This is a genomic window from Rhodococcus pyridinivorans, assembly GCF_900105195.1.
Lineage (GTDB): Bacteria > Actinomycetota > Actinomycetes > Mycobacteriales > Mycobacteriaceae > Rhodococcus > Rhodococcus pyridinivorans.
On record NZ_FNRX01000002.1, the window covers coordinates 849,104 to 870,446 of the forward strand.

At 63.0% G+C, this 21,343-nt stretch carries 18 protein-coding genes; 7 read left to right on the top strand and 11 right to left on the bottom strand.

Translation table 11 applies throughout. From position 1 onward, the window contains the following. Nucleotides 1–2: 2 nt before the first annotated feature. The 3 genes from BLV31_RS04705 to BLV31_RS04715 all read right to left on the bottom strand — a co-directional run bounded on the left by BLV31_RS04705 (nt 3) and on the right by BLV31_RS04715 (nt 2,600). Nucleotides 3–758, bottom strand: a complete 756-nt coding sequence (locus BLV31_RS04705; RefSeq protein WP_039583672.1) for a glutamine amidotransferase — start codon at nt 756–758, stop codon at nt 3–5. Between the two features lie 74 nt (nt 759–832). Continuing rightward, nucleotides 833–1,474 (bottom strand): HAD family hydrolase, encoded by a 642-nt coding sequence (locus BLV31_RS04710; protein WP_039583670.1) that lies wholly within the window; start codon nt 1,472–1,474, stop codon nt 833–835. A gap of 34 nt (nt 1,475–1,508) precedes the next feature. Then, complete coding sequence (locus tag BLV31_RS04715; protein ID WP_039583668.1) at nt 1,509–2,600, bottom strand: LLM class flavin-dependent oxidoreductase; 1,092 nt, start codon at nt 2,598–2,600, stop codon at nt 1,509–1,511. Between the two features lie 690 nt (nt 2,601–3,290). On the opposite strand from BLV31_RS04715, the gene BLV31_RS04720 reads away from it, so the two are divergent. From BLV31_RS04720 to BLV31_RS04750, 7 genes are all read left to right on the top strand, one after another. Next, on the top strand, nt 3,291–4,898 hold the full coding sequence (locus BLV31_RS04720) for a nicotinate phosphoribosyltransferase (protein WP_232512519.1): 1,608 nt from the start codon (nt 3,291–3,293) through the stop codon (nt 4,896–4,898). 34 nt (nt 4,899–4,932) lie between these two features. Further along, on the top strand, nt 4,933–6,408 hold the full coding sequence (locus tag BLV31_RS04725; protein ID WP_081263415.1) for an aldehyde dehydrogenase: 1,476 nt from the start codon (nt 4,933–4,935) through the stop codon (nt 6,406–6,408). Nucleotides 6,409–6,477: 69 nt separating this feature from the next. Further along, a complete protein-coding gene (locus tag BLV31_RS04730; RefSeq protein WP_039583665.1) occupies nt 6,478–7,734 on the top strand; it encodes a metal-dependent hydrolase family protein in 1,257 nt (418 codons plus the stop codon). Nucleotides 7,735–7,859: 125 nt separating this feature from the next. Continuing rightward, nucleotides 7,860–8,057: a tautomerase family protein gene (locus BLV31_RS04735; RefSeq protein WP_006552221.1), complete on the top strand. Its 198-nt coding sequence runs from the start codon at nt 7,860–7,862 to the stop codon at nt 8,055–8,057. 349 nt (nt 8,058–8,406) lie between these two features. Then, the gene (locus BLV31_RS04740) at nt 8,407–10,767 is read left to right on the top strand and encodes an FdhF/YdeP family oxidoreductase (protein ID WP_072740542.1); all 2,361 of its coding nucleotides are present in this window, start codon (nt 8,407–8,409) and stop codon (nt 10,765–10,767) included. A gap of 156 nt (nt 10,768–10,923) precedes the next feature. Next, entirely contained in the window at nt 10,924–11,799 is an 876-nt protein-coding gene (gene fdhD / locus BLV31_RS04745; RefSeq protein WP_064060766.1) for a formate dehydrogenase accessory sulfurtransferase FdhD, read from the top strand. Beyond that, entirely contained in the window at nt 11,792–12,049 is a 258-nt protein-coding gene (locus BLV31_RS04750) for a MoaD/ThiS family protein (protein ID WP_064060767.1), read from the top strand. The genes fdhD and BLV31_RS04750 overlap by 8 nt, the downstream gene beginning before the upstream one ends. Nucleotides 12,050–12,214: 165 nt before the next feature. On the opposite strand, the gene BLV31_RS04755 is transcribed toward BLV31_RS04750, so the two are convergent. From BLV31_RS04755 to BLV31_RS04790, 8 genes are all read right to left on the bottom strand, one after another. Next, nucleotides 12,215–13,597 (bottom strand): potassium channel family protein, encoded by a 1,383-nt coding sequence (locus BLV31_RS04755; RefSeq protein ID WP_064060781.1) that lies wholly within the window; start codon nt 13,595–13,597, stop codon nt 12,215–12,217. Nucleotides 13,598–13,611: 14 nt separating this feature from the next. Continuing rightward, complete coding sequence (locus BLV31_RS04760; RefSeq protein WP_064060768.1) at nt 13,612–14,373, bottom strand: SDR family oxidoreductase; 762 nt, start codon at nt 14,371–14,373, stop codon at nt 13,612–13,614. A gap of 181 nt (nt 14,374–14,554) precedes the next feature. Beyond that, nucleotides 14,555–15,865 (bottom strand): MFS transporter, encoded by a 1,311-nt coding sequence (locus BLV31_RS04765; protein ID WP_006552215.1) that lies wholly within the window; start codon nt 15,863–15,865, stop codon nt 14,555–14,557. Nucleotides 15,866–15,995: 130 nt separating this feature from the next. Then, nucleotides 15,996–16,634: a response regulator gene (locus tag BLV31_RS04770; protein WP_039584302.1), complete on the bottom strand. Its 639-nt coding sequence runs from the start codon at nt 16,632–16,634 to the stop codon at nt 15,996–15,998. Further along, nucleotides 16,631–17,812: a GAF domain-containing sensor histidine kinase gene (locus tag BLV31_RS04775; RefSeq protein WP_039584301.1), complete on the bottom strand. Its 1,182-nt coding sequence runs from the start codon at nt 17,810–17,812 to the stop codon at nt 16,631–16,633. The genes BLV31_RS04770 and BLV31_RS04775 overlap by 4 nt, the downstream gene beginning before the upstream one ends. 55 nt (nt 17,813–17,867) lie before the next feature. Beyond that, the gene (locus tag BLV31_RS04780; protein ID WP_039584299.1) at nt 17,868–18,992 is read right to left on the bottom strand and encodes a glycoside hydrolase family 88 protein; all 1,125 of its coding nucleotides are present in this window, start codon (nt 18,990–18,992) and stop codon (nt 17,868–17,870) included. After that, complete coding sequence (locus tag BLV31_RS04785) at nt 18,989–20,143, bottom strand: zinc-binding dehydrogenase (protein ID WP_039584297.1); 1,155 nt, start codon at nt 20,141–20,143, stop codon at nt 18,989–18,991. Before BLV31_RS04785 ends, BLV31_RS04780 begins: the two co-directional genes overlap by 4 nt. Beyond that, entirely contained in the window at nt 20,140–21,339 is a 1,200-nt protein-coding gene (locus BLV31_RS04790) for a CaiB/BaiF CoA transferase family protein (protein WP_024102240.1), read from the bottom strand. The genes BLV31_RS04785 and BLV31_RS04790 overlap by 4 nt, the downstream gene beginning before the upstream one ends. Between the last annotated feature and the right edge of the window lie 4 nt (nt 21,340–21,343).

Below are 21,343 nucleotides of genomic sequence, written 5' to 3' on the forward strand. Positions count from 1 at the left end.
AATTAGGATCGTCCACTAGCCCACGACAGTATCGAAGACCACAGCAGCGCGTAGTTCGACCACTCGACGAACTCCGGCGGGGCCCAGTGGGGAGCGAGATCCGAGGTGAACGCGACCACTCGGCCGTCGCCATGATGTCCTGTGACCAGGATGGGGTCGTCTCCGGTGCGGGCGACGACCTCGGCGTCGTCGCGGGCCACCACTCGGTTGTAGCCGAGCAGGGGAGGCCAGTCGCTGGAGGTGTCACCCAGGACGGGATGTTCCGGTCGGCATACCTCGACCTTGCAGCCCTCCGGGACCTCGATGCGGTCATCGTAGGGGAGCATGGTCACAGGCAACACGTCGGCGAGGGGGGTCATGCCGAAGCGGGCCTTGCCGTCGATTCCGGTGAACGACATATAGCCACCGACCTTGACCAATCCGCCGCCCCGGCGGACGTATTCAGCGACTACTCCCAGACGGTTGGGCGATGCTTCCGAACGTAGGAACGTCTCGTCGGGGAGCTGGAAGGAATTCGATCCGATATCGGAGATGACAACTACGTCGTACTCGTCGATTTCCTGTGCCGTCTTGGGGAAACGTGAAGAAATCTCGTGGCCGCGCACGTAGTTGACGTCGTGCCCTTCGCGGGTGAGATTTTCGAGGAATACGCTTGCGCCTTCCTCGTACTCAGTGGTGTGGAACTGATCGAAGCCTTTCATGTGAATAACGTGCTTGATCCAGGATTCGCCGGTGAAGAGGATCTTGAGCGGTTCCATAAGGTCTCCTGTGGTGCCTGGGAATGGGAGGTGGGTGTCGGTAGCGGAGTGTTCGTCGGTGGCCCGGCGCGTGTTCAGGACGGGGTGCTCGCGCTGAGTAACTTCCGTCCCAATGCGTACGCCTGGCGAAGGTCGTTACCTTGGTACTGGACTGCGGCAAGCTCGGACACCAACGGGCTGGCGTTGACAGCGACGGTGTTCGGTAGCCATCCGAACAGATCCACATCGGAGGACGAGTCACCGTAGGCGACGCAGTCGGCTGGTTCGATGTGGTAGCGCTCCAGTGCATCTCGCGTGATGTGGACCTTGGCTTGCGGTGACAGTGTTGCCTCTTCGGAGAGCGTCTGTCCGATCACCACATCGGATCCGTAGGCCTCGTGAGCGCCCCAGTTTCTAAGTCTCTGAACGAAGAACGCCGGCGATTGCGAGATCACGATGGCAATCTCACCGCGCCTGCGGATATCGTCGAAGGTATCGGTGATGCCATCGAGCCAGGCCGCTTGTTCGAACGCGGCGTCGAGGTCGTCCTCCGTCGCGTGCGCACAGACCTCGAGCAGGGTTGACCAGAAGTCGAAGTCGGTGATTTGTCCAGCGTGCCAGAGCTGTTCGATTTCGAGTCCAACGTCGCGGCGGCCGAAGAATGTCGACAGTTCCAGGGCGGCTGCTCCGTTGAGCAGCGTGCCGTCCATATCGAATACGTGCAGTCGGGTGGGCATGTGTTGCTTTCTGTGGAAGTCGTCGGGCCGGGTCTCAGGAGAACTCCGGGAGCACTTCCTTGGCCATGAACTGCATGTTCTTGATGATCGCCTCGATCGGCTGTCCCACGGCGATCAGGCACGCCATGTGATCGACGCCCAATGCCTCGTAGGACTTGAATCGTTCGATCATCTTGTCGGGGGTGGTGAGGATGGGATCGGCGTACTTTTCGAGGAGCCCTTCCTTGGAGAACGACTCCTGGGCGGGCCTCATCGCTCCGCCCTGGACCACCGAGTCGTCCTTCTTTCCCTCGGCGCGTGCTGCCAGACGCTCCTCTTGGGACTGTTGGCCGGAGCTGGAGGCATGCACCAGGGTGAGATAGTAGTTGTACTCACTGAGCACGTCGTCGAAGTACTCGGTCGCCTCTTCTTCGGTGTTGCCGAGCCAGGTGTGGCGAAGGGCCATCACCTGCTTTCGAGGCATCCCGCTCGTCTCGATCTCGTCGTTGTACGCGGCGAGCAACGCTTCGAGATCGCCGTAGGGCTCGAAGTTGCCGTAGTTCGGAGCAGTGATCAGGTTGTTTCCCTGTCGTGCCACGCGGCGTACGCCGTCGATGCTCTGCGAGGCCGCCCATACCTCCGGGTGCGGCTTGGATGCCGGCTTGGGCACAAGAGTCGTCGGCGGGAACGAAAAGTACTTGCCGTCGAACGACACATCGTCCTCGACCCACACCCGCTTGATGATCTCGAGGGATTCTTCGTAGATGTCGCGTGCTTCTTTGGGGTTGATGCCGAGTCGGTCGAGCGGGTAGCGACTGCCACCCCGCGCCACGCCGATGCCGATGCGCCCCGGTGCCATCTGGTCGAGGAAACTCATCTCCGACGCGATGAGCAACGGGTTGTAGTACGGAAGGACCACGATGCCGGGCATGATTCGCAAGCGCTCGGTGCGCGCTGCGGCCAAAGCGCTGAACATCAGCGATGAAGGATTGCTGACGTAGTTCTGAAAGTGATTTTCGTTGACTGTGACGCCCTCGAAGCCGAGGTCCTCTGCGGCATCGACGATGCTGAGCATGTCGTTGAGGAGTTCGGACCACGGACGGCTCATGTCGCGGTAGAAGAATGGAGTGGTGACCCAGATCTTCATGGAAGCTGTCTTTCTACGAGGTTGGGCAGTTCCTGTATTGCTGGAGGCGTGCCGAGTTCCGGCTGCAGAGCGGACGCTGCTCGTGCAGTTCCGGGCCAGACCCGGTGCGTGGGTCCCTGCCGAACTCGGACTGTGGGGCGATGTAGAAACGGTTCTATCTCGTACATCCGGAGCATACAACGGTCCGGCGCCCTGTGCATAGTGCCGAACTCGTTTTCTTTCGAGAAACTCGATAAACGTTGTTCACGCTGGTGAGAGACGTAAGGCCGGGTGTTCCGGTGTTTGGATCAACCTCCAAGATCCGCGAATCACGAAGGCAATGAGCGACGCAGATGTAGAAGCGATTCAACCCGGGTGCTCGGCAGGATTCGTCCGGCAGTCGGTAGAGGCGTGGTCGGCCGCGGTCGGGTGGTGGTGCACAGGGGAGACGTGCCGGCGGGTGTCGGTTGCTGCGTGATTGTGCAGACGGTTCTGTCATCCCTGCTCCGGGAAGTGTTCCTACAACACACTTTCTGTTCGTAACACAGCTCCGAGGGCGCAGAGCACTATCGATCGTTCGGTGACGGGCTGCATCCCGGTTGTGGCGGTCTGTAGACAGACCTGGGTGCTGCCGGAGGTATCGACTGTGTTGCGCGAATATTGCCGGAAGATTTTACGCGTCAACGCTTGACCTGAGGTGTGGGCTCGACCATGATCTCTAGCAACCGCCGACACGGCCGCACGAATTCAAATGCTGCGACTCGCGGTATGCCCCCAGGCTTTCTGGCCCAGTTTTCGTGCAGCAGTAGAAACGTTTCAACAACTGTCTTCGCATCACACGAACGAAGGGAAACGTCCATGCCCACTATCTCGGGATTCGACAATCTGATCCTCAACACCGATACCTACAAGCATTGCCACCACACTCTCTATCCTCAGGGAACCGAGTACGTCTCCAGCTACGTCGAATCGCGTGGTGGCATCTTCCCGGCGACGATGTTCGTCGGACTGCAGGCCTACATCCAGGAGCGCTTGCTCCGGCCGATCACCCTCGCCGACATCGATGAGGCCGAAGCGGTGACCAGGGCGCAGGGGATGCCCTTCTGCAGGGAGAACTGGATGGGCATCCTCAACGACCACGGCGGATTCCTTCCTGTAGAGATCGAGGCAGTCCCCGAGGGGACTGTGCTGCCCACCCGCAATGTCCTTGTGCAGGTTATCAACACCGATCCGAAGTACCACTGGGTGACCAGCTTCTTCGAGACCGCGTTGCTGCGAGCGGTGTGGTACCCGACCACGATCGGAACGGTCAGTTGGATGTGCAAGCAGATCATCAAGGAAGCGTTCGCTCGCACCTCGGACAATCCGGATCTGCTGCGCTTCCAGCTGCACGATTACGGCGCTCGCGGCGTGAGCTCCCAGGAATCTGCTGCATTGGGTGGTCTGGCACACCTGGTCAACTTCAACCAGAGTGACACGGTGCCGGGCATCCTGGCTGCGATGAAATACTACAACGCGGTGTGTCCGGCGAACTCGGGCCCGAACAGCGAGCATGCAGGTTTCACGGCATGGGGTCGGGATCAGGAAGTCGACGCTCTTCGCAACATGATGAACACCTACCGCGATGCCGGTGTGGTGCTGTTGCTGACCGACTCGTACGACCATGAGAACGCTGTGAAGAACATCCTCGGCAAAGAACTGAAGGCCGAGATCGAGAACTTCCCGGGCGTGGTCTGTGCTCGTCCGGACTCGGGCGACCCTGTGCAGGTGACCGCGGATACCGCTGAGTGGCTCATGGATGCCTTCGGCTATGAGGTCAACTCCAAGGGATTCAAGGTTCTGCCCCGGTATCTGCGGGTCGTCCAGGGCGACGGCATCACGCTCGATACCCTGTCGGAGATCTACATGGAACTCGAACGCCGGGGCATGGCGGCAGAGAACGCGATTTTCGGTATGGGCGGCGGTCTGCTCCAGCACTTCAACCGAGACACGTTGAACTTCGGGCAGAAGTGCAACGCTGTGCGAGTAAACGGTGAATGGCGCGATGTGGCCAAGCAGCCGACCGGGGCGAGCTTCAAGGTGTCCAAGGCCGGCCGTCTCGCCCTCGTCAAGCGGGATGGTGAGTACCGCACGGTGCGACGCGACTCGGTTTCTCCCGAGGAGAACCTCCTTCAGCCGGTGTACCGCAACGGCAAGCTCCTGAAGAAGTGGGATTTCTCCGAGCTGATCGAGCGGAGCGAGGCGGAGGTCCCCGAGGAGTACTACTACCCCGTCATCGAACAGATGCGTGCGCAGGACAGCGCCGCGGTGCCTGCCTGACCACAACAACTGTTGAACAGATAACTAGGGATCCATGATGACAAAGTTGCCGAGTGTGCCACTTGCCAATACAGATTGCTTGTACATCGACGGGAAGTGGGTTCCCCCGCACTCGTCTGCTCTGATCGATGTAGTCGACTCGACAAACGAATTGGTCTACTACTCGGTGCCGGACGCCGATGTCGACGATATCGATCGCGCGATTACAGCGGCCCGGCAGGCATTCGACGAGGGACCCTGGCCGCGGTTGTCGCACGCCGAGCGGGCTCAGGTGCTGCTCGATATCGCTGATGCCGTCGAAGCGCGGATCGATGACATCGTGGAGATCTGGCCGCGAGAGACCGGGATTCTGGCATCGTCGGTCCCCGGTGTCATGCGCGAGGTAATCGACGCGTACCGGTACTACGCAGGTCTGGCGAAGAGCTTCCCGTTCCAGGAAGAAGTCACACCCACCAACGGCGCACGCTTCGGCATGATCGTGAAAGAGCCTGTAGGCGTCGTGGGAGCGATCATTCCATGGAACGCGCCGATGGGACTGATCGCGTTCAAGGTGGCGCCGGCATTGCTGGCGGGATGCACCGTCGTCATCAAGTCGTCCCCGGAAGCTCCGGGGGCTGGATACATCATGGCGGAAATTGCTGATCAGCTCGGCATTCCGGCGGGTGTCCTGAACGTGGTGACCGCTGATCGTGCTGCCTCCGAGCGGTTGGTCTCCGACCCTCGGGTCGACAAGATCTCGTTCACCGGATCAACGGAAGTCGGCAAACGAATCGGGAGCATCCTCGGTGGTCGAATTGCACGGTCTTCGCTGGAGCTCGGCGGCAAGTCTCCTGCCATTGTCCTGGACGACTTCGACATTGCCGAGGCGGCACACACCATCGCTTCTGCGGAGTGCTTCCTCTCGGGTCAGATCTGCGCATCGCTCACCAGGATCATCGTTTCGGAGGAACGTCACGATGAGATGGTCAAGGCGTTGGCAGACGAATTCGACCGGGTGGTAATCGGCGACCCGTACGATCCTCAGGTCACGCTGGGACCTTTGGCCAGCGATCGGCAGCGGGACCGTGTCGAGAACTATATCCAGATCGGGATCAGGGAAGGGGCGACACTGGCTTACGGCGGCGGACGCCCGTCCCACCTCGATCGCGGCTGGTTCGTCGAGCCCACCGTCTTCGGAAATGTGTCGGAGACGTCGCGGATCGCTCAGGAAGAGATATTCGGTCCGGTGCTGGCCGTGACCCCGGCCCGGGATCTCACGGACGCCGTTCGGATTGCGAACGCAACGGAGTTCGGTCTGAATGCTGCAGTGTTCACCCATGACTCGAAGAAGGTTTTCGACATTGCCCGTAGGCTTCACTCCGGCACCGTGGGGCAGAACGGCAATCGTGTGGACTTCGGTATCGGGTTCGGAGGATTCAAGAGATCCGGTATCGGACGCGAAGGCGGGGTAGCAGGACTGCAGGCGTACCTGGAGAACAAGACTGTTGTCCTGGACGCACCTCCCGAGTAGACCCGTGCCCGGAGCGGTGCAGAGACCACGGCCGGGTCAGACGACCGAAGCCGACCGTAAGAGGATCATGTGACTGAGATTGCCATAGAACACGGCTTGGTGTGGGTAGGCCCGGACGAATCCTATTCGGAGGGACTGCTCTACATCGAAGACGGCAGGGTCAGCTATGCGGGCGAATACAAGGCAGAGGTGGTCCGGCCCGGCGTCGCGCGGCTCGATGCATCGGGATGTGTCGTTCTGCCGGGTCTGGTGGATTGTCATGTGCACCTGACAACGAACTCGGATCACGAGCGGATCCTTCCCAGCGATGTGTTCCGGGGTCAAAAAAGCGGTCCGGAAAAGCTGCTTCATGGCTATCGCAACTCGCTCCGTGCCCTACGATCAGGGTTCACCACGCTCCGATGCATGGGGCATCGGGGAGTGGGCGAAGTCGAACTGCGTGACATGGTCGCCGACGACCTGATCGTCGCTCCGAACCTTCTGGTCGCGCCGTGGTGGATAACCATGACGAACGGCCACGGTGACCTGTTCTACCCTCCTTACACGCCACGCCGCGAATGGGATACCGCAGACGGTGTCGATGCCTGCCGGCAAATGGTCCGGTTGCAGGCCCGAAGCGGTGCGGACTTCATCAAGGTCATGGCCAGCGGTGGTATGTCGAAAGGAGAGAAACCGCACTGGCCCAATTACAGTGTCGAGGAACTCACGGCGATCGTCGAAGAGGCGCACGACATGGATCTGCGCGTCGCCGCGCATGCCCTGTCGTTGGAAGGGATTCGACGCAGTATCGAAGCCGGCGTGGACAGCATCGAGCACGGCTCGTTCCTCGACGAAGAATGCGCTTCGGAAATGGCGCAAAAGGGAATATTCTTGGTCCCGACCCTCGCGTTCAACGACTGGTGCCAACGCGAAGGGACGGCCCGAGGCCTGACCGAAGCCGGAGTCGAAAGCCTGCGCGAGGCGCACGATCGGGCTCTGGAATCGTTCGATATCGCCCGTTCGGCTGGAGTCAAGATCGCGATGGGAACGGACTCATCCGGGTCCCTGTGCCCGTTCGGTGCCCATTACCGAGAACTCGAACTGTATGTCGAACACGGGATGTCGGTGAATGAAGCGTTGGCGTCAGCCACCGTCGTGGCTTCGGAACTTCTCGACCGCCCGGACATCGGCTCGCTGCGACCCGGCTCGATCGGAGATGCGCTGGTGGTCGATGGGACCATCCTTTCGGACATAACTCGCCTGCGACAGGGAATCAAAGCGGTCGTCCGATCGGGCCGTGACGTCACCAGCTATCTGGAGGAATCGGCCGCGTTGCTCTCGCTCTGAGAGTCGTCTCCGTCGGGAAGCAGATATCGGTACCGGAAATCTGAAAACCGGGGCCGAACATCAACGACTCCGGCCTCGGCCGATAGTAGTTGCACGAATTGAATTGACGAGAAAGCGAGAAGGAAATGCCGTACATCGAAGCAAGCTTCTTCGAAGAAAGGTTCTCCGAGACGAAGTTCTCCGGCGAGATGGTGGCAGCGCTGACCGAAGCGGTGTCCTCGATCCTGGGAGAAGAGATCGGATCGGAAACAACGGTCGTGCTGCATGGTGTACCGCGTGAGCGGTGGGGACATGGAGGCCGGACCATGGAAAAGAGCAGCTGAGCAGACCCCGCCGGCAAAGGTGCGCATTCGGCAACTCACCGGTACCACCGTGGTTCGGCGAACCACCTCTGCCGCTCCGATACATGCTGGCGGCGCGCAGCTTTCGGCTGCGCGCCGCCAGCATATATTACTGGATGATCAGTAATCCGGATTCTGTACATCACCTCCGAATCGTGGAGACGCCGCCACGCTCGATAGGTTCGGATGCAGTCAGGAAACAACCAACGGAACCTCCGAGAGGGCACGGTTATCAACTGCCGCGACAGGGGGTCTCGTCTTCTCGGCGTCGAAACCGACTTTCTCTCGGTGGGGTGTGCTCGCCGACCGATCGATGGGTACGACACAGCGTATGACCGATATCAGCGATCCGCTCGTTCACGACGAGAACGACATCGAAGTCAGCGAGCGCAAATCCTATGCCGCCGGGGTACCGGCGGTGTTGGTCTCGCTGCGGCACGGATTCGAGCAGATGGGTCCGGTGCGCACCGCCCGCACCTTGACGAAGCTGAACCAACAGCATGGCTTCGACTGCCCGGGCTGCGCGTGGCCGGAAACACCAGGTCACCGGAAACGTGCCGAATTCTGCGAGAACGGCGCCAAGGCTGTCGCCGAGGAAGCCACCACTCGCACCGTCGACCCCGGTTTCTTCGCCCGCCATTCTGTACCGGAACTGCTCGCACGCACCGACTACTGGCTCGGTCGCCAGGGCCGGCTGACGCACCCGATGATCATCCGGCCTGGCAGCCTCCACTACGAGCCGATCGACTGGGACGATGCCTACGCGGTGATCGCCGAGCATCTGCGGGCGCTGCCGGACCCGAATGAGGCGATCTTCTACACCTCGGGGCGGACCTCCAACGAGGCCGCGTTCTTGTACCAGTTGATGATTCGGTCGTTCGGCACCAACAACATGCCGGACTGCTCGAACATGTGCCACGAGTCTTCCGGTACGGCCCTGTCGGAGACCATCGGCATCGGCAAGGGTTCGGTGTCGGTGACCGACCTCGAACACGCCGACCTGATCCTCATCGCAGGCCAGAACCCCGGGACCAACCATCCCCGCATGCTGTCGGTACTCGAGAAAGCCAAGGCCCGCGGCGCGAAAGTCATCGCGATCAACCCGCTGCCCGAAGCCGGGTTGTTGCGTTTCAAAGATCCTCAGAAGGCGCGTGGCGTGCTCGGCGAGGGAGTGGCGATCGCCGACGAGTTCTTGCAGATCCGCCTCGGTGGTGACCAGGCCCTGTTCCAAGGTCTGGCGAAACTGCTGCTCGCCGCCGAGGACCGTGCTCCCGGCACGGTCCTCGACCGCGACTTCCTCGACCGGCATTGTGCCGGTTTCGAGCAGTGGGCCACCCATATCCGCGCCGTGGATCTGGACACCGTGTCGACTGCGACGGGTCTGAGCCGATCTCAGCTCGAGGACACTGCAGCAGCGTTGGTCGCCTCGAGAGCGACGATCATCTGCTGGGCGATGGGGTTGACCCAGCATCCCCACGCCGTGGCCACCATCGAAGACGCGGTAGCGCTGCTGCTGATGCGCGGGATGATCGGCACGCGTGGGGCGGGGGTGTGCCCGGTGCGGGGACACTCCAACGTTCAAGGTGATCGCACCATGGGCATATGGGAGAAAGCCCCCGAGTCGTTCCTGCAGGCCCTCGATACCGAGTTCGGGATTCGCTGTCCCCGCCAGCACGGTTACGACGCGGTCGACGCGATCCGCGCCATGCGCGACGGCAAGGCGTCGGTGTTCATGGCCATGGGCGGTAACTTCCTGTCTGCCACCCCCGACACCGAGGTGACCGCCGCCGCGCTGCGCAGTTGCGCTCTGACGGTGCAGGTCTCCACCAAACTCAATCGCAGTCATCTCGCGCACGGAGCGACCGGGATCATCCTGCCCACCCTGGGGCGGACCGACAAGGACATCCGCGGCGGACGCAAACAGATGGTGTCGGTGGAGGATTCGATGTCGGTGGTGCACCTGTCGCGTGGAGGGCTCACACCCGCCAGTTCGCATCTGCGTAGTGAGGTCGCCATCGTGTGCGAGCTCGCCCAGCACCTGTTCGGTTCCGGCCATCGGGTGCCGTGGGCGCGGTTCGCCGACGACTACGACTGCATTCGCGATGCGATTTCGCGGGTGATCCCCGGATTCGAGGACTTCAACACCCGGGTACGGCGGCCGGACGGGTTCGTCCTGCCCCACCCGCCGCGGGACGAACGCCGCTTCACCACCGACACCGGCAAGGCGACCTTCGTCGTCAACGACCTGCACTGGCTTCCTGTCCCCGAGGGTCGGCTGATCCTGCAGACGTTGCGCAGCCACGATCAGTACAACACCACCGTCTACGGCCTCGACGACCGTTATCGCGGCATCAAGGCGGGCCGGCGGGTCCTGTTCATCCATCCCGACGACATCGAAGCGTCCGGATACGCTCCCGGCGACCGGGTGGATCTGGTGTCGGAGTGGACCCGTCCCGACGGCACCGTCGAGGAGCGCCGGGCCGAGGACTTCAGGCTCGTGCCCTATTCGACCCCGATGGGCAATGTTGCGGCCTACTATCCCGAAACGAACCCGCTCGTGCCTCTCGACCATGTGGCACTCAAGTCCAACACTCCTGCTTCGAAGGCGGTCACCGTCCGCCTTGTGCCTCGTCGGGCGCCTGGGAAGCGGCCGGACGGGCCGGGTATCGAGCTCGATCCGAAGTCTGCGTAGGAGAATCTCGATGCCTGTTCTGTTCGCTCATGTGTTCATTGCTGTCGTCCAGCTGCTGCTGCGTTGTGTGGGCATGTCCTCGGCGTTATCTGCGCCCCGGTCGGAACAGCGTGTGCTCGCCGGCCGGTGCGACAGTTTCGACGATGGGTTCGAATCATGGGGCGAGTGACCACCCGTGCCCGCATCACCCGACTGCAGGGAACGCAGCGGGTGGTGCGTCCGGACACGGTCGTTGTCGAAGAACCACTCGAACTGCGCGTCGATGGCACTGCACTGGCGGTGACGATGCGCACTCCCGGTTCCGACATCGAACTTGCCCAGGGGTTCTTGCTCACTGAAGGGATCGTCACCGGCCGCGACGATATTGCTGCAATCCGTTACTGCAACAGCACGGGCGACGACGGGCGCAACACCTACAACGTCCTCGATATCGATCTCGCACCCGGAGTGGCTCTGCCCGAGACCGGCATCGAACGCAACTTCTACACCACCTCCTCGTGCGGGGTGTGCGGGAAGGCCTCCCTCGATGCGATCCGCCAACGCTCCCGCCACTCACCGGCTCACGACCCGGTCGTGGTCGATCCGGAAGTGCTGGCGGTGATGCCCTCCGCGCTGCGACAGGCGCAGGAGACCTTCGACCGCACCGGCGGATTGCATGCTGCCGGATTGTTCACCGCTGCAGGGGAACTCCTCGCACTGCGCGAGGATGTCGGACGCCACAATGCCGTCGACAAGATCATCGGCTGGGCGGTCGAGCACCGACGATTACCGCTGCGCCATACCGTGCTGCTGGTGAGCGGACGTGCCTCCTTCGAGCTGACCCAGAAAGCGGTCATGGCCGGCATTCCTGTTCTGGCGGCCGTTTCCGCGCCGTCGTCGCTGGCCATCGACCTTGCTCATGACGCCGGTTTGACTCTTGTCGGGTTCCTGCGCGGGGACACCATGAACGTCTATACCCGCGCCGAACGGGTTGGTACGGGGAACGCAGGTCTCGACTCTGCGAGCACTTCTACCGGAGCTTTTGATGGATAGGACAGTGGCTATCGAGGTGCGCTACTTCGCCGCAGCGGCAGAGACCGCAGGGACGGAGAAGGAAACGGTGGCATTGCCGCCTACCACCGACCTCGGGACGTTGAAGACGGTGCTGATCGACCGACACGGCCCCGATATGGCTCGTGTGCTGTCGGTGGCGATGTTCTTGGTCGGGGATGAGCTCACCCGTGACCCCGCTCGTGCTGTGGGTCCTGTAGTCGACGTGCTACCACCGTTCGCCGGCGGCTGAAGTGAGACCTCGATGTCGATACGTGTGATTGCTACAACGACGACGGACGAGCAGTCCGACACGTAGGTGAGCACATCGAATTCTTCGAGTTCGGCGAGGGTTGATAAGGCCGTGCCCGCGCCGGCCTGCAGCGTCGCCATCGGAGAGGACTCCTCGGATGAATATTCATCGCTTCGTTGAGGTCTTTTCCGGATACGCGCGGTGAGCGAGACGTGGGCATGTTTGTGTGGTCAGGTGCGGGCAATGGTGCGGTGCGGTGAGGGTGAACTGCTCGAAGGCGTCGTCGAGTTCGAGGTGGATTGCGTTGTTCGCGATTACGACGCGGTGGGCGTCGAGACCGAGCAGTCGGGCGACGACGAAGGTTGCGCTCAAGGTTGCGACGTTTCTGGTGATCCCGAGTGGGAGGAGGGATCCGGTGTCGGTGAGGGCTTCGTGTTCGCCGGCTCTGAGGACGAGTCTGGCGTCGGGGTGCACTCCGTGGGCTGCCACGGACACGGCGATGTTGTCACGGTCGTCGGAGCCCACGGCGGCAAGGCATCGGGCCCGGTCGAGGCGGGCGCGTTCGAGGAGGGTTCTGTCGGTACCGTGCCCGACGATGGTGGGAATGTTCAGCGCTCGGGCCAGGCGCAGATTGCGGGCTCGATCGTCGCGTTCGATGGCGACGACGGGGATGCCGAGTTTGCGGAGTTCGAGGCACAACCGGAGACCGACCTGTCCCAATCCGACGACGATGACGTGATTGCGGCGGGGGAGAACCCGTTGACCGATCAAGCCGATGAGGCTGGTTCCGAGCAGACGTTCGATTATCCCGGCGGTGAACATGGCGGTGAACACGATCGCCGCCAACATCGCCAGAGCCGCGAACACGTCATAGGTGTGGTCGCCGTGTGAGGCCGGTGCGGGACCGACGGTGGCGACGACCTGGACTGCTTCTTTGAGGGACTCGACCCAGTGGTGGCCTTTGCCGACAGTGAGCCATATCCAATCGATCAGGAGGATGGCGAGCAGTCCGATAAGGCCGGTGAGCAGCATGCGGGTGCCGGCGTCGTGGGATCGCAGTGTGCCTACGGAGTGGACGAATCGGCGGCGAATTCTGCTGGTGCGGCTGTGGGGTAGCGGCTGCCAGGTCGGTTGGTCACCGTGGGCCGATTGCCGGAGGACGCGTGTGGTGCCATCGGGCGCGGTGTGCGCGGCGTCGATCGTGGCAGCGATGCACGGGCCGGCCAGGGACGGTGTCGCGAGGTCTGCGGGGGAGGTGACCTGACAGTGGGGAATCAATTGGGTGAGTTGGTTGGCGATGGTGCGATCGAAGACGGTCACGACCATCGGTGTGTGGGGACTGATGTGGGCGATGGCGAGGGCATAACGGACGGCGACCGCGTCGTCGTGGGTGACGACGGCGACCCCGGCCGGGTCGTGCTGGGTGATCTGCAGAAGTTCCGGGTCGTCGGGTGCATCGAGGTGGAGAACATCGAAGTGGCGTTGGGTGAGTGACGCGCACACGAGCCGGGCAACATTCGACGCGCCGATGACAACGAAGGGGGACATCGGGCCGACTCCGATCACCGCACAGGTGCAGGGAACGAGGTGTAGGCAGTGAAGATGCCACCGGAGCTGATATCGGATGTTGGGTCGATCAGCTCCGGCAGCACCGCTTCGAGGCGTATCGGGGCAGCAGCGGTGACACTTGTCTCCGGATTCGGGGTGGGTACCAGACGAATATTGTTGATCCGCAAGAGGTTACTGCCGAGTTCACGTCCGGCGGCGAGAGCGAAGGATTCGATTGCGCCGTCCATGGAGTCTCGCGCCGGTCCTCGATCGGTGTCGGTGATTCTGCGGAGCGTGTCCAGGCCGGTGACGGTGACGATCGATCCGATGCCGCCGGTGCGGTGGAGGGATACTGCAGCACGTCTGGTCGTGTGGAACAACAACGCCATGTGGTCGTAGGTGAACCGGCCCCAGTCGGCGGGGCGGATCTTGCTCAGCGAGTGGCATGCGGTTTCCGGGCCGGGTAGCCATGCGGTGTGCACGAGCGCGTCGATGCCGCCATGTCGTCGCTCGAGGTGGGTGAACATGTTGTCGACGTCGGATTCGAGGGTCAGATCGGCCGCGACCGGATGAGCGATCCCGTCGTCATCGGCGACTCGGCCGGCGAGGTGCTCGGCAGCATCGAGGGTGAAGCTGTGCGTGAACACGTGGTGTCCGGCTGCTGCCAACGTTCGGGCCACGTGGGCACCTTCGTTCTGTTCGACGCCGGTGACCAGGACACGCAGTGAGGTGGTGGGTAGAGCCAACGGGTGCAGCGACGGTTCGGCGATGCTCATCTGGACTCGTTTCGAGGGTGCCGGGGGCGCGGGGGGAGGAGTTCCGCGCCCCCGGGAATCGGGGTGGGATGGATGTCTGTCGAGGTCCACGGCCGTGGGATCCTGCGCGGACGAATCGGCGGCTTGCCGAAGGGGGCGGGGCGTCGGCGACCGGGGACCGGGGACCGGTGCGTGAGCGTGCTCAGTGAGAGGTCGGTGACAGCTGTTCCTGTCCGGAGGTTTCGTCGTTGTCGGACAGGTCCTGCCGGTAGGTCTCGCGCATGGCGATCACGCAGACGACGGAGACGGCGCACATTGCGACCATGAACAGCGCCACGGCGACGTACGAGCCGGTGCGATCGAGCAGGTAGGTGGCGACGATCGGTGCGGGAGCGCTCGAGGCGAGGGTGCCGATCGTGTAGCCGAAGGAGATTCCGGTGTAGCGGATGCGGGTGTCGAAGGCTTCGGCGAAGAAGGCTGCGAGGGGACCGTAGGAGGTGGCGAAGGCGAGGCAGAACACCACGAACCCGATCATCGCCAGCGCGAAGGATCCGGAGTTGACCAGCCAGAACCAGGGGAAGGTGAACAGCAGCATGGCGAGAACCCCGGCGAGGAAGACCGGCTTTCGGCCGTAGGCGTCCGACAGCTTGCCGAACAACGGTAGTGCGACGAACGTGACCGCCATGGCGACGAGGACGAGTGTCAGCATCTGGTTTCGGGTGTAGCCGACCTGCGTGACGCCGTAGCTGAGGCCGAATACCGTAGTGCCGTAGAAGGTGACGCCGATGGCGAAGTAGGCACCACAGGTCAGGAGGACCTGCTTGGGGTAGTGGCGAAGGACCACCCCGATGGGCAGCTTCTCCAACTGTGCGTTCTTCTTGACGCGGTCGAAGTTCGGGCTTTCGCCGACATGCAGTCGGACGAACAGGCCGATCGCGACGAATGCGCCGCCGATCAAGAAGGGAATGCGCCATCCCCAGGATTCGAACGCTTCGGGAGACAGTCCGGCCATCAACAGGAAGACCGTGTTACCGAGCATCAGTCCTGCCGGCACGCCCATCTGCACCCAGCTGCCGTAGTAGCCGCGTTTGTCGGCGGGAGCGTGTTCGACGGCCATGAGGATCGCCCCGCCGATCTCACCGCCGAGTGCGAGACCCTGCACGAAACGCAAGGTGACGAGGATGATCGGTGCGGCGACGCCGATGGTCTCGTAGCTCGGGAGTAGCCCGACTCCGAGAGTGGTCAAGCCCATGATGGTCAAGGTGATCACGAGCATGGACTTGCGTCCGATCCGGTCACCGAAGTGACCGAACACCACTCCGCCGAGCGGGCGCGCCACGAAGGCGGCGGAGAACGTGGCAAAGGCGAGCAGAGTGCCGATCAGAGAGTCGAACTCGGGGAAGAAGATCTTGTTGAAGACGAGTCCGGCTGCGGTGCCGTAGATGAAGAAGTCGTACCATTCGACTGTTGTGCCGACACCGCTGGCAAATCCTACTTTCGATGTTTGGGACATTTTTGGCATGTGGGGCCTCCGTTGCCGCGAGCGCGAGATGATTTCTGCGGCTCGAATATATGGGTGATCCAGAACACACAACATCTCCATGTGGAGAGGTGGAGTGCGCTCCGGGGAAAACGAATTCGGTTCAGAGCAAGCGAAGTTCGTGAGCGCGTGCAATGGCTTCGACGCGATTGCGCGCGTTCAGTTTCTGCATGGCACTCTGCAGATAGGTCTTCACGGTGTTGCGGGTGAGAGACAGTTCCTGAGCGATTTCGGGATTGCTGTGACCCATGGCCGCAAAACGCAGCACTTCGTACTCGCGCCGGGTCAGGCCGGCCCGGTACAGCGCCTCGGAGGTCACGACTTTTCGTGGTCCCGTCAACCTCGGGTCGACCACCCGGATTCCGCTGGACACACGGTGAATGGCTGTGGCGAAGTCCTGTCCGCTGATGTCCTTGACGAGGCAGCCGTCGGCGCCTGCTTCCATCAGCAGATCGATGGCACCGTGATCGGCGAACGCGGTGAACAGCAGTATCCGCGCGTGCGGCGCGGCTCGACGAAGACGCGTAATCAGTTCCGGTGCAGGGATATCGGGGAGCCGAAGATCGAGGAGGATGACGTCGACGGGCAGGGTGCGGGCCAATTCGACCGCGGCAGAGCCGGTCAGTGCACCTCCTACGACTTCGAGGTCGGTGTCCTCGCGGGCGAGTAGTTCCACGCCGCCACGCACGATCGGATGATCGTCGACGACGAGGATGCGGATGGTCTTCGGTGGCGCGGTCATGTGCTCGGTCCCTCCAGAGCGTCTACCCAGCCGCGCACGGTGGTGCCGCTTTCGTCGTCGCTGACCACCGACATGCCGCCCCCGAGCCGCTCGAGGCGCCCTGCAGCCAATCCGAGCCCCAGCTGGCTTCCTCGCATCGGATCGTCGGTGCCGTCGACGCCCCGGCCGTCGTCGCTGATGACGACCGTCACCTTGCCCGACCGCGCCGACAAGCTGACCACCACAGTGGACGCGTCGGCGTGTTTCTCCACGTTGACCAGCGCTTCGCGAACAAGGCGTTGGAGTGCCTCGACGCGGCTGACATCGAGGTCGGGGGATTCGGTCAGTGGCACGAAACGGGCCGGGATACCGGTCCGGAGGGTGAATGCCTGGCAGTCCTCCTCGATGCCGACCGGAAGATTCCGTTCGGGGGGCCGCGCGGTGAGGTCGGTCAGCGATCTGCGGATGGAAGCATTGACGGCGTGTACCTGTTCGGTGATCTCCTGCAGGCGATCGTGGATCGCCTGCGCGTCAGCGAGGGCGCGCAGGCTCTGCAGTTCGGCACCGATCCGGAAAAGGACCGGGCTCACGGAATCGTGTAGGGCTTCGGCGAGTCGTTTCCGTTCGGCTTCGAGGGCGAGTTCTGTCTGGGTGGCGGCCCTTTGGGCGCTGAGGAGAGTGACGGCGGCCGTTTCGGCGATTGACTGGATCTCTGCGATGACTCGATCACCGAAGGACGAATATTCGCGGGTGCCGACGTACATGGCGCCGAGTACATGACCTTCATAAGCCATGGGCACGGCAAGCATTCCTCGCAGTGACTCCTGTTCGACGAGCGCGTCGAAGTCGTGGGTGATTCCGGGATCGGACAGATAGTCCCGTACCCAGACGGGTTGTTGGAGCATGATGCTCTTGCCGCCGAGCCCGATCCCTTCCGGCACCACCAGTCGGTGCAGAGCGTTGCTCTTCGTGCCCTGCCAACTGCGGTGAACCATCACCCCATCGACCTCGACGCGCCCGATGAGCGACATGTCGAAGTCGCCGATCTCCCGGATCCGCTGGCCTGCTGTGGTCATCGCCGACGCTTCGTCGGTCAGAACCAGCAGCTCGGCGCGCGAAAGTGCGAGATTGTCGAGGATCGACGGTTTGAGGTCCGAGTGGGTGAACTCGTGAGCTGCAGTAGGTGTATTTTCCGACACCGGCTTTCCTCGATCTTCTTTCCGGGGTCTCGGGTGACCCGTCATGGTGGTTCGGTCACAACTTCAGCGTATCGGACCGGTTGTTCAGGTTGATCAGGCACTCGAGCAAGAAGTAGTCGCCCCAGATCAGTTCGTTTCGGGTCGCGAAGTCGCGGCGTTTGTCGAAGCAACCGTCCATCAGGATCCCGGCCGGTCTGCTGTCGTGTGGTCCGGTGGGGGTGAGGTGATCGAGGAGTGCCTCGACGTGGGCGACGGCCCGGTCCCGGAAGTCGGTCCGCTCAGGGACGAGCCGATCGAGCTTGAGCAGCGCGGCAGCGGCGATGGCCGTGGCGGAGGTGTCGATCGGTACGTCCGGACCGGTGCCGGCGTCGAAGTCCCAGGACACGACGCCGCCGTTCGGTGTGCGGTCGAGCCACCATTCGGCCAGTCGGACGGCGGTCGGCAGGAAGGACGGCGATGCCCACTGCGCAGCCTGGGCGTATGCCACCATCGCCCACGCCTGTGCCCGGCCCCAGGTACTGTCGGCGTTCATGCCCTTGTGGGTGTAGCGATCCAGCAGTGCACCATTGGATGTGTCGAATCGTGCCGACTGGCAGACCGAGCCATCGGTGCGGATGCACAGTTCGATGTGCCGCTGCGCGTGGCGGATCGCGGCGTCGAGGAAGCGTGGGTCGCCGGTATGTGCCGAGGCCCACGACAGCAGCGCGACAGTGCCCGGGACGGCGTCGATGTTCGCGGCGCCTTCTCCGACCGCCTCTGCTTCTTCTGCTTCTGCTCCGAGTGGGATGATGCCGGCGCGATCGTTGAAGCTGGTGAGCAGGCCGTGGGCACCTGCCAGAGCGGTCTGCGCCGCGTCGTTGCTTCCGGTGACGAGGTGGTTGACTGCGGCCCCGTACCAGAAGAGGAAACCGCGGAATGCGGTGTCGGAATTCTGCCGGGGCAGGATCTGCGCGGTGATGTCGTCGGCGAGGTGCGCCAGGCGCTTGTCACCCGAGGCGGCGAAGCCGAGTGCGGCCAGGCCACCCCAGAATCCTCCGGTCCAGTTTCCGTCGGCGGTGGTGGTCCATTCGCCGGATTCGATGTCGCCGTAGTGCGGGAAGGTGCCGTCGGTCTGCTTGGCGGTCGAGTCGATCCGCTCTAGCATCGCCTCGATCGCCGCGGTGTACCGGGAGTTGGTCACGACCGGCCTCCGGTGGTGAGGACCGACTTGAGCGTGCGCCCGTCCCGCATATCGGTCATGGCATCGTCCGCCTCGGTGAGCGGGTATTCGGTGACCATCGACGCGAGATCGAAGTGGGCGGTCAGCCGGGGGAGGGATTCGACGTATTCGAGGTGGTTCTGCGGAGAGAACGCCCAGCTTCCCAGCACCTGCAGCTGCTTTTTGGTGATGTAGTGGGGGTTGATCGGAGTGGTGCCGTGGTCGGTGTACTGTCCGACGACGAGGTACTTGCCGCCGCGGCGGGCGAGGTCGATGCCTTCGGCTACTGCGGTCGGGACGCCGGTGGCCTCGATGACGACGTCGGCGCCGCGCCCGTCCGGTGTGTGCGCGAGGATCCGTTCCAGACGGGCCTCTTGATCGGTCTCGGTGAAGATGTCGATGTGGATGTCGCCGATGCCGGCGGCCTGCGCGACCTCGAGACGGTTGGCCGGCCCGCCGACGATGATCACTTTCGCTGCGCCGGCGAGTGTGGCGTACATGGCGCAGGCCAGGCCGACCGGTCCGCTGCCCTGGACCACGACGACATCACCTGTCTGCGGCTTGGCGATATCGTTCACGGCGTGCACGGCCGTCGGGCCGGCGCAGCCGAGTGCGATCACCTGCTGCGGGGTCACCGAGGACGGGATGCGGATGATCGTCGAGCCGGGCTGGAGGTAGATCTGTTCGGACCACCCACCCGACAGATGGGGCCAGTCGGCCGACGACTGGTTGATGCCGTACACCTTGCGGGTCTCGCACAGCGACGGTTCGTGCTGGTCCTGGCAGTAGTAGCAGTGCCCGCACGGGATGTTGGACGCCCATGAGATCGCGTCCCCGACGTGCAGTTGCTCGCCCCGGGCATCGGTGGTGACTCCCTCGCCGAGGGCGTGTACGCGACCGACCGCCTCGTGTCCGAGGATGAGCGGTACCGGAATGGGCAGGCGACCTTGCTGCAGGTGGATGTCGGTTCCACAGATTCCCGCGTGCGTGACGTCGACGACGACCGCGCCGGCATCGGGGGTCACGCGCGGAAACGTCCTCGCGGTCATGGTCTGTCCGAAGCCTTCGAGCACCATCGCGGTGGCGGTGCCGGTGGTCGGGCTCGTCGGGTCCGTCTGCATCGCATTACTCATCGGATCACTCCCTTATTGCGCAAGGTCTGGACATCGGACTCGGAGATACCGAGCTCATGGAGGATTTCGTCGGCATGTTCACTGACCGCCGGCACCCCACGGTGCACCTGGGCGGGGGTGCGGGACAACGTGACAGGGTTGCCCATCAACCGGGTGGTGCGCACACCCTCGATCTCGACGTCGACGAGCGTGCCGTTGTGCCGCGTCTGGGGATGATCGAGCGCTTCTTGCAAGGTGAGCAGCGGTGCGCACAGCAGATCGACCCCGTCGAACAACTCTGCCGCCTCGGCGGTGCTCAACTGTGCGACCAGCGGACGCAGAACCGCGTTGGCGGCCTCTTTGTTCTCTGCCTGGAGCTGTGGTGTGGCGAACGTCGGCTGGACGGACAGATCGTCGATGTCGAGAGCTTTGCATGCCAGACCCAGAGCGTTCTCGCGGAACAGGCCGAGTACCAAGAGCAGACCGTCGGTCGTTTCGAAGATGCCGCTGTACCAGTCGCTGACCCAGTTGGTCTCACGCTGGTACGCCAGCAGTGTGGAGCTTTCGAGAGTCTGCAGGGCCAGTGCTGTATCGAAGAGGTTGACGCTGACCTTCTGGCCGCGGCCGGAGCGCTCGCGTTCGAACAGTGCTGCCAAGATTCCCTGGGCGAGGGCCATACCCGAGGCGTAGTCCACGGTCGGTACCGGATGTACGTATGCCGAGATCGACGGGTCGCCGCACGCGCGTGCCATTCCGCTCAGTGCCTGCGCGAGCATGTCCTGGCCTGCTTTGTGGGCGTATGGCCCGGTCTCGCCGAATCCGGTCGCAGTGCCGTAGACGAGCCGAGGATAGCGCTCGTGCAGATCGTCGTAGGTCAAGCCCAGTCGTTCGACTGCCGCGGTCCGGTAGCTGTGGATGAGAACATCCGCCTCCGCGAGGAGCTGATGGAGAATGTCCTGCCCCTCAGAGGTTTTCAGGTTCAGTGCGATGCTGCGCTTGTTGCGGTTGACCGCGGCGAAGTAGGCACTGGGGCGACCTTCGTCGAGTGACTCGCGATCGAGGCCTCGCAGCATGTCTCCGTTGACACCGCGCTCGACCTTGATCACTTCGGCGCCGAGGTCGCCGAGAACCTGCGCGGCCACGGGCGCCTGCATGATCTCGCCGAGGTCGAGGACCCGGATGCCGCTCAGCGCTTGTTGTTGCTGGGGGTGGTGCACGGTG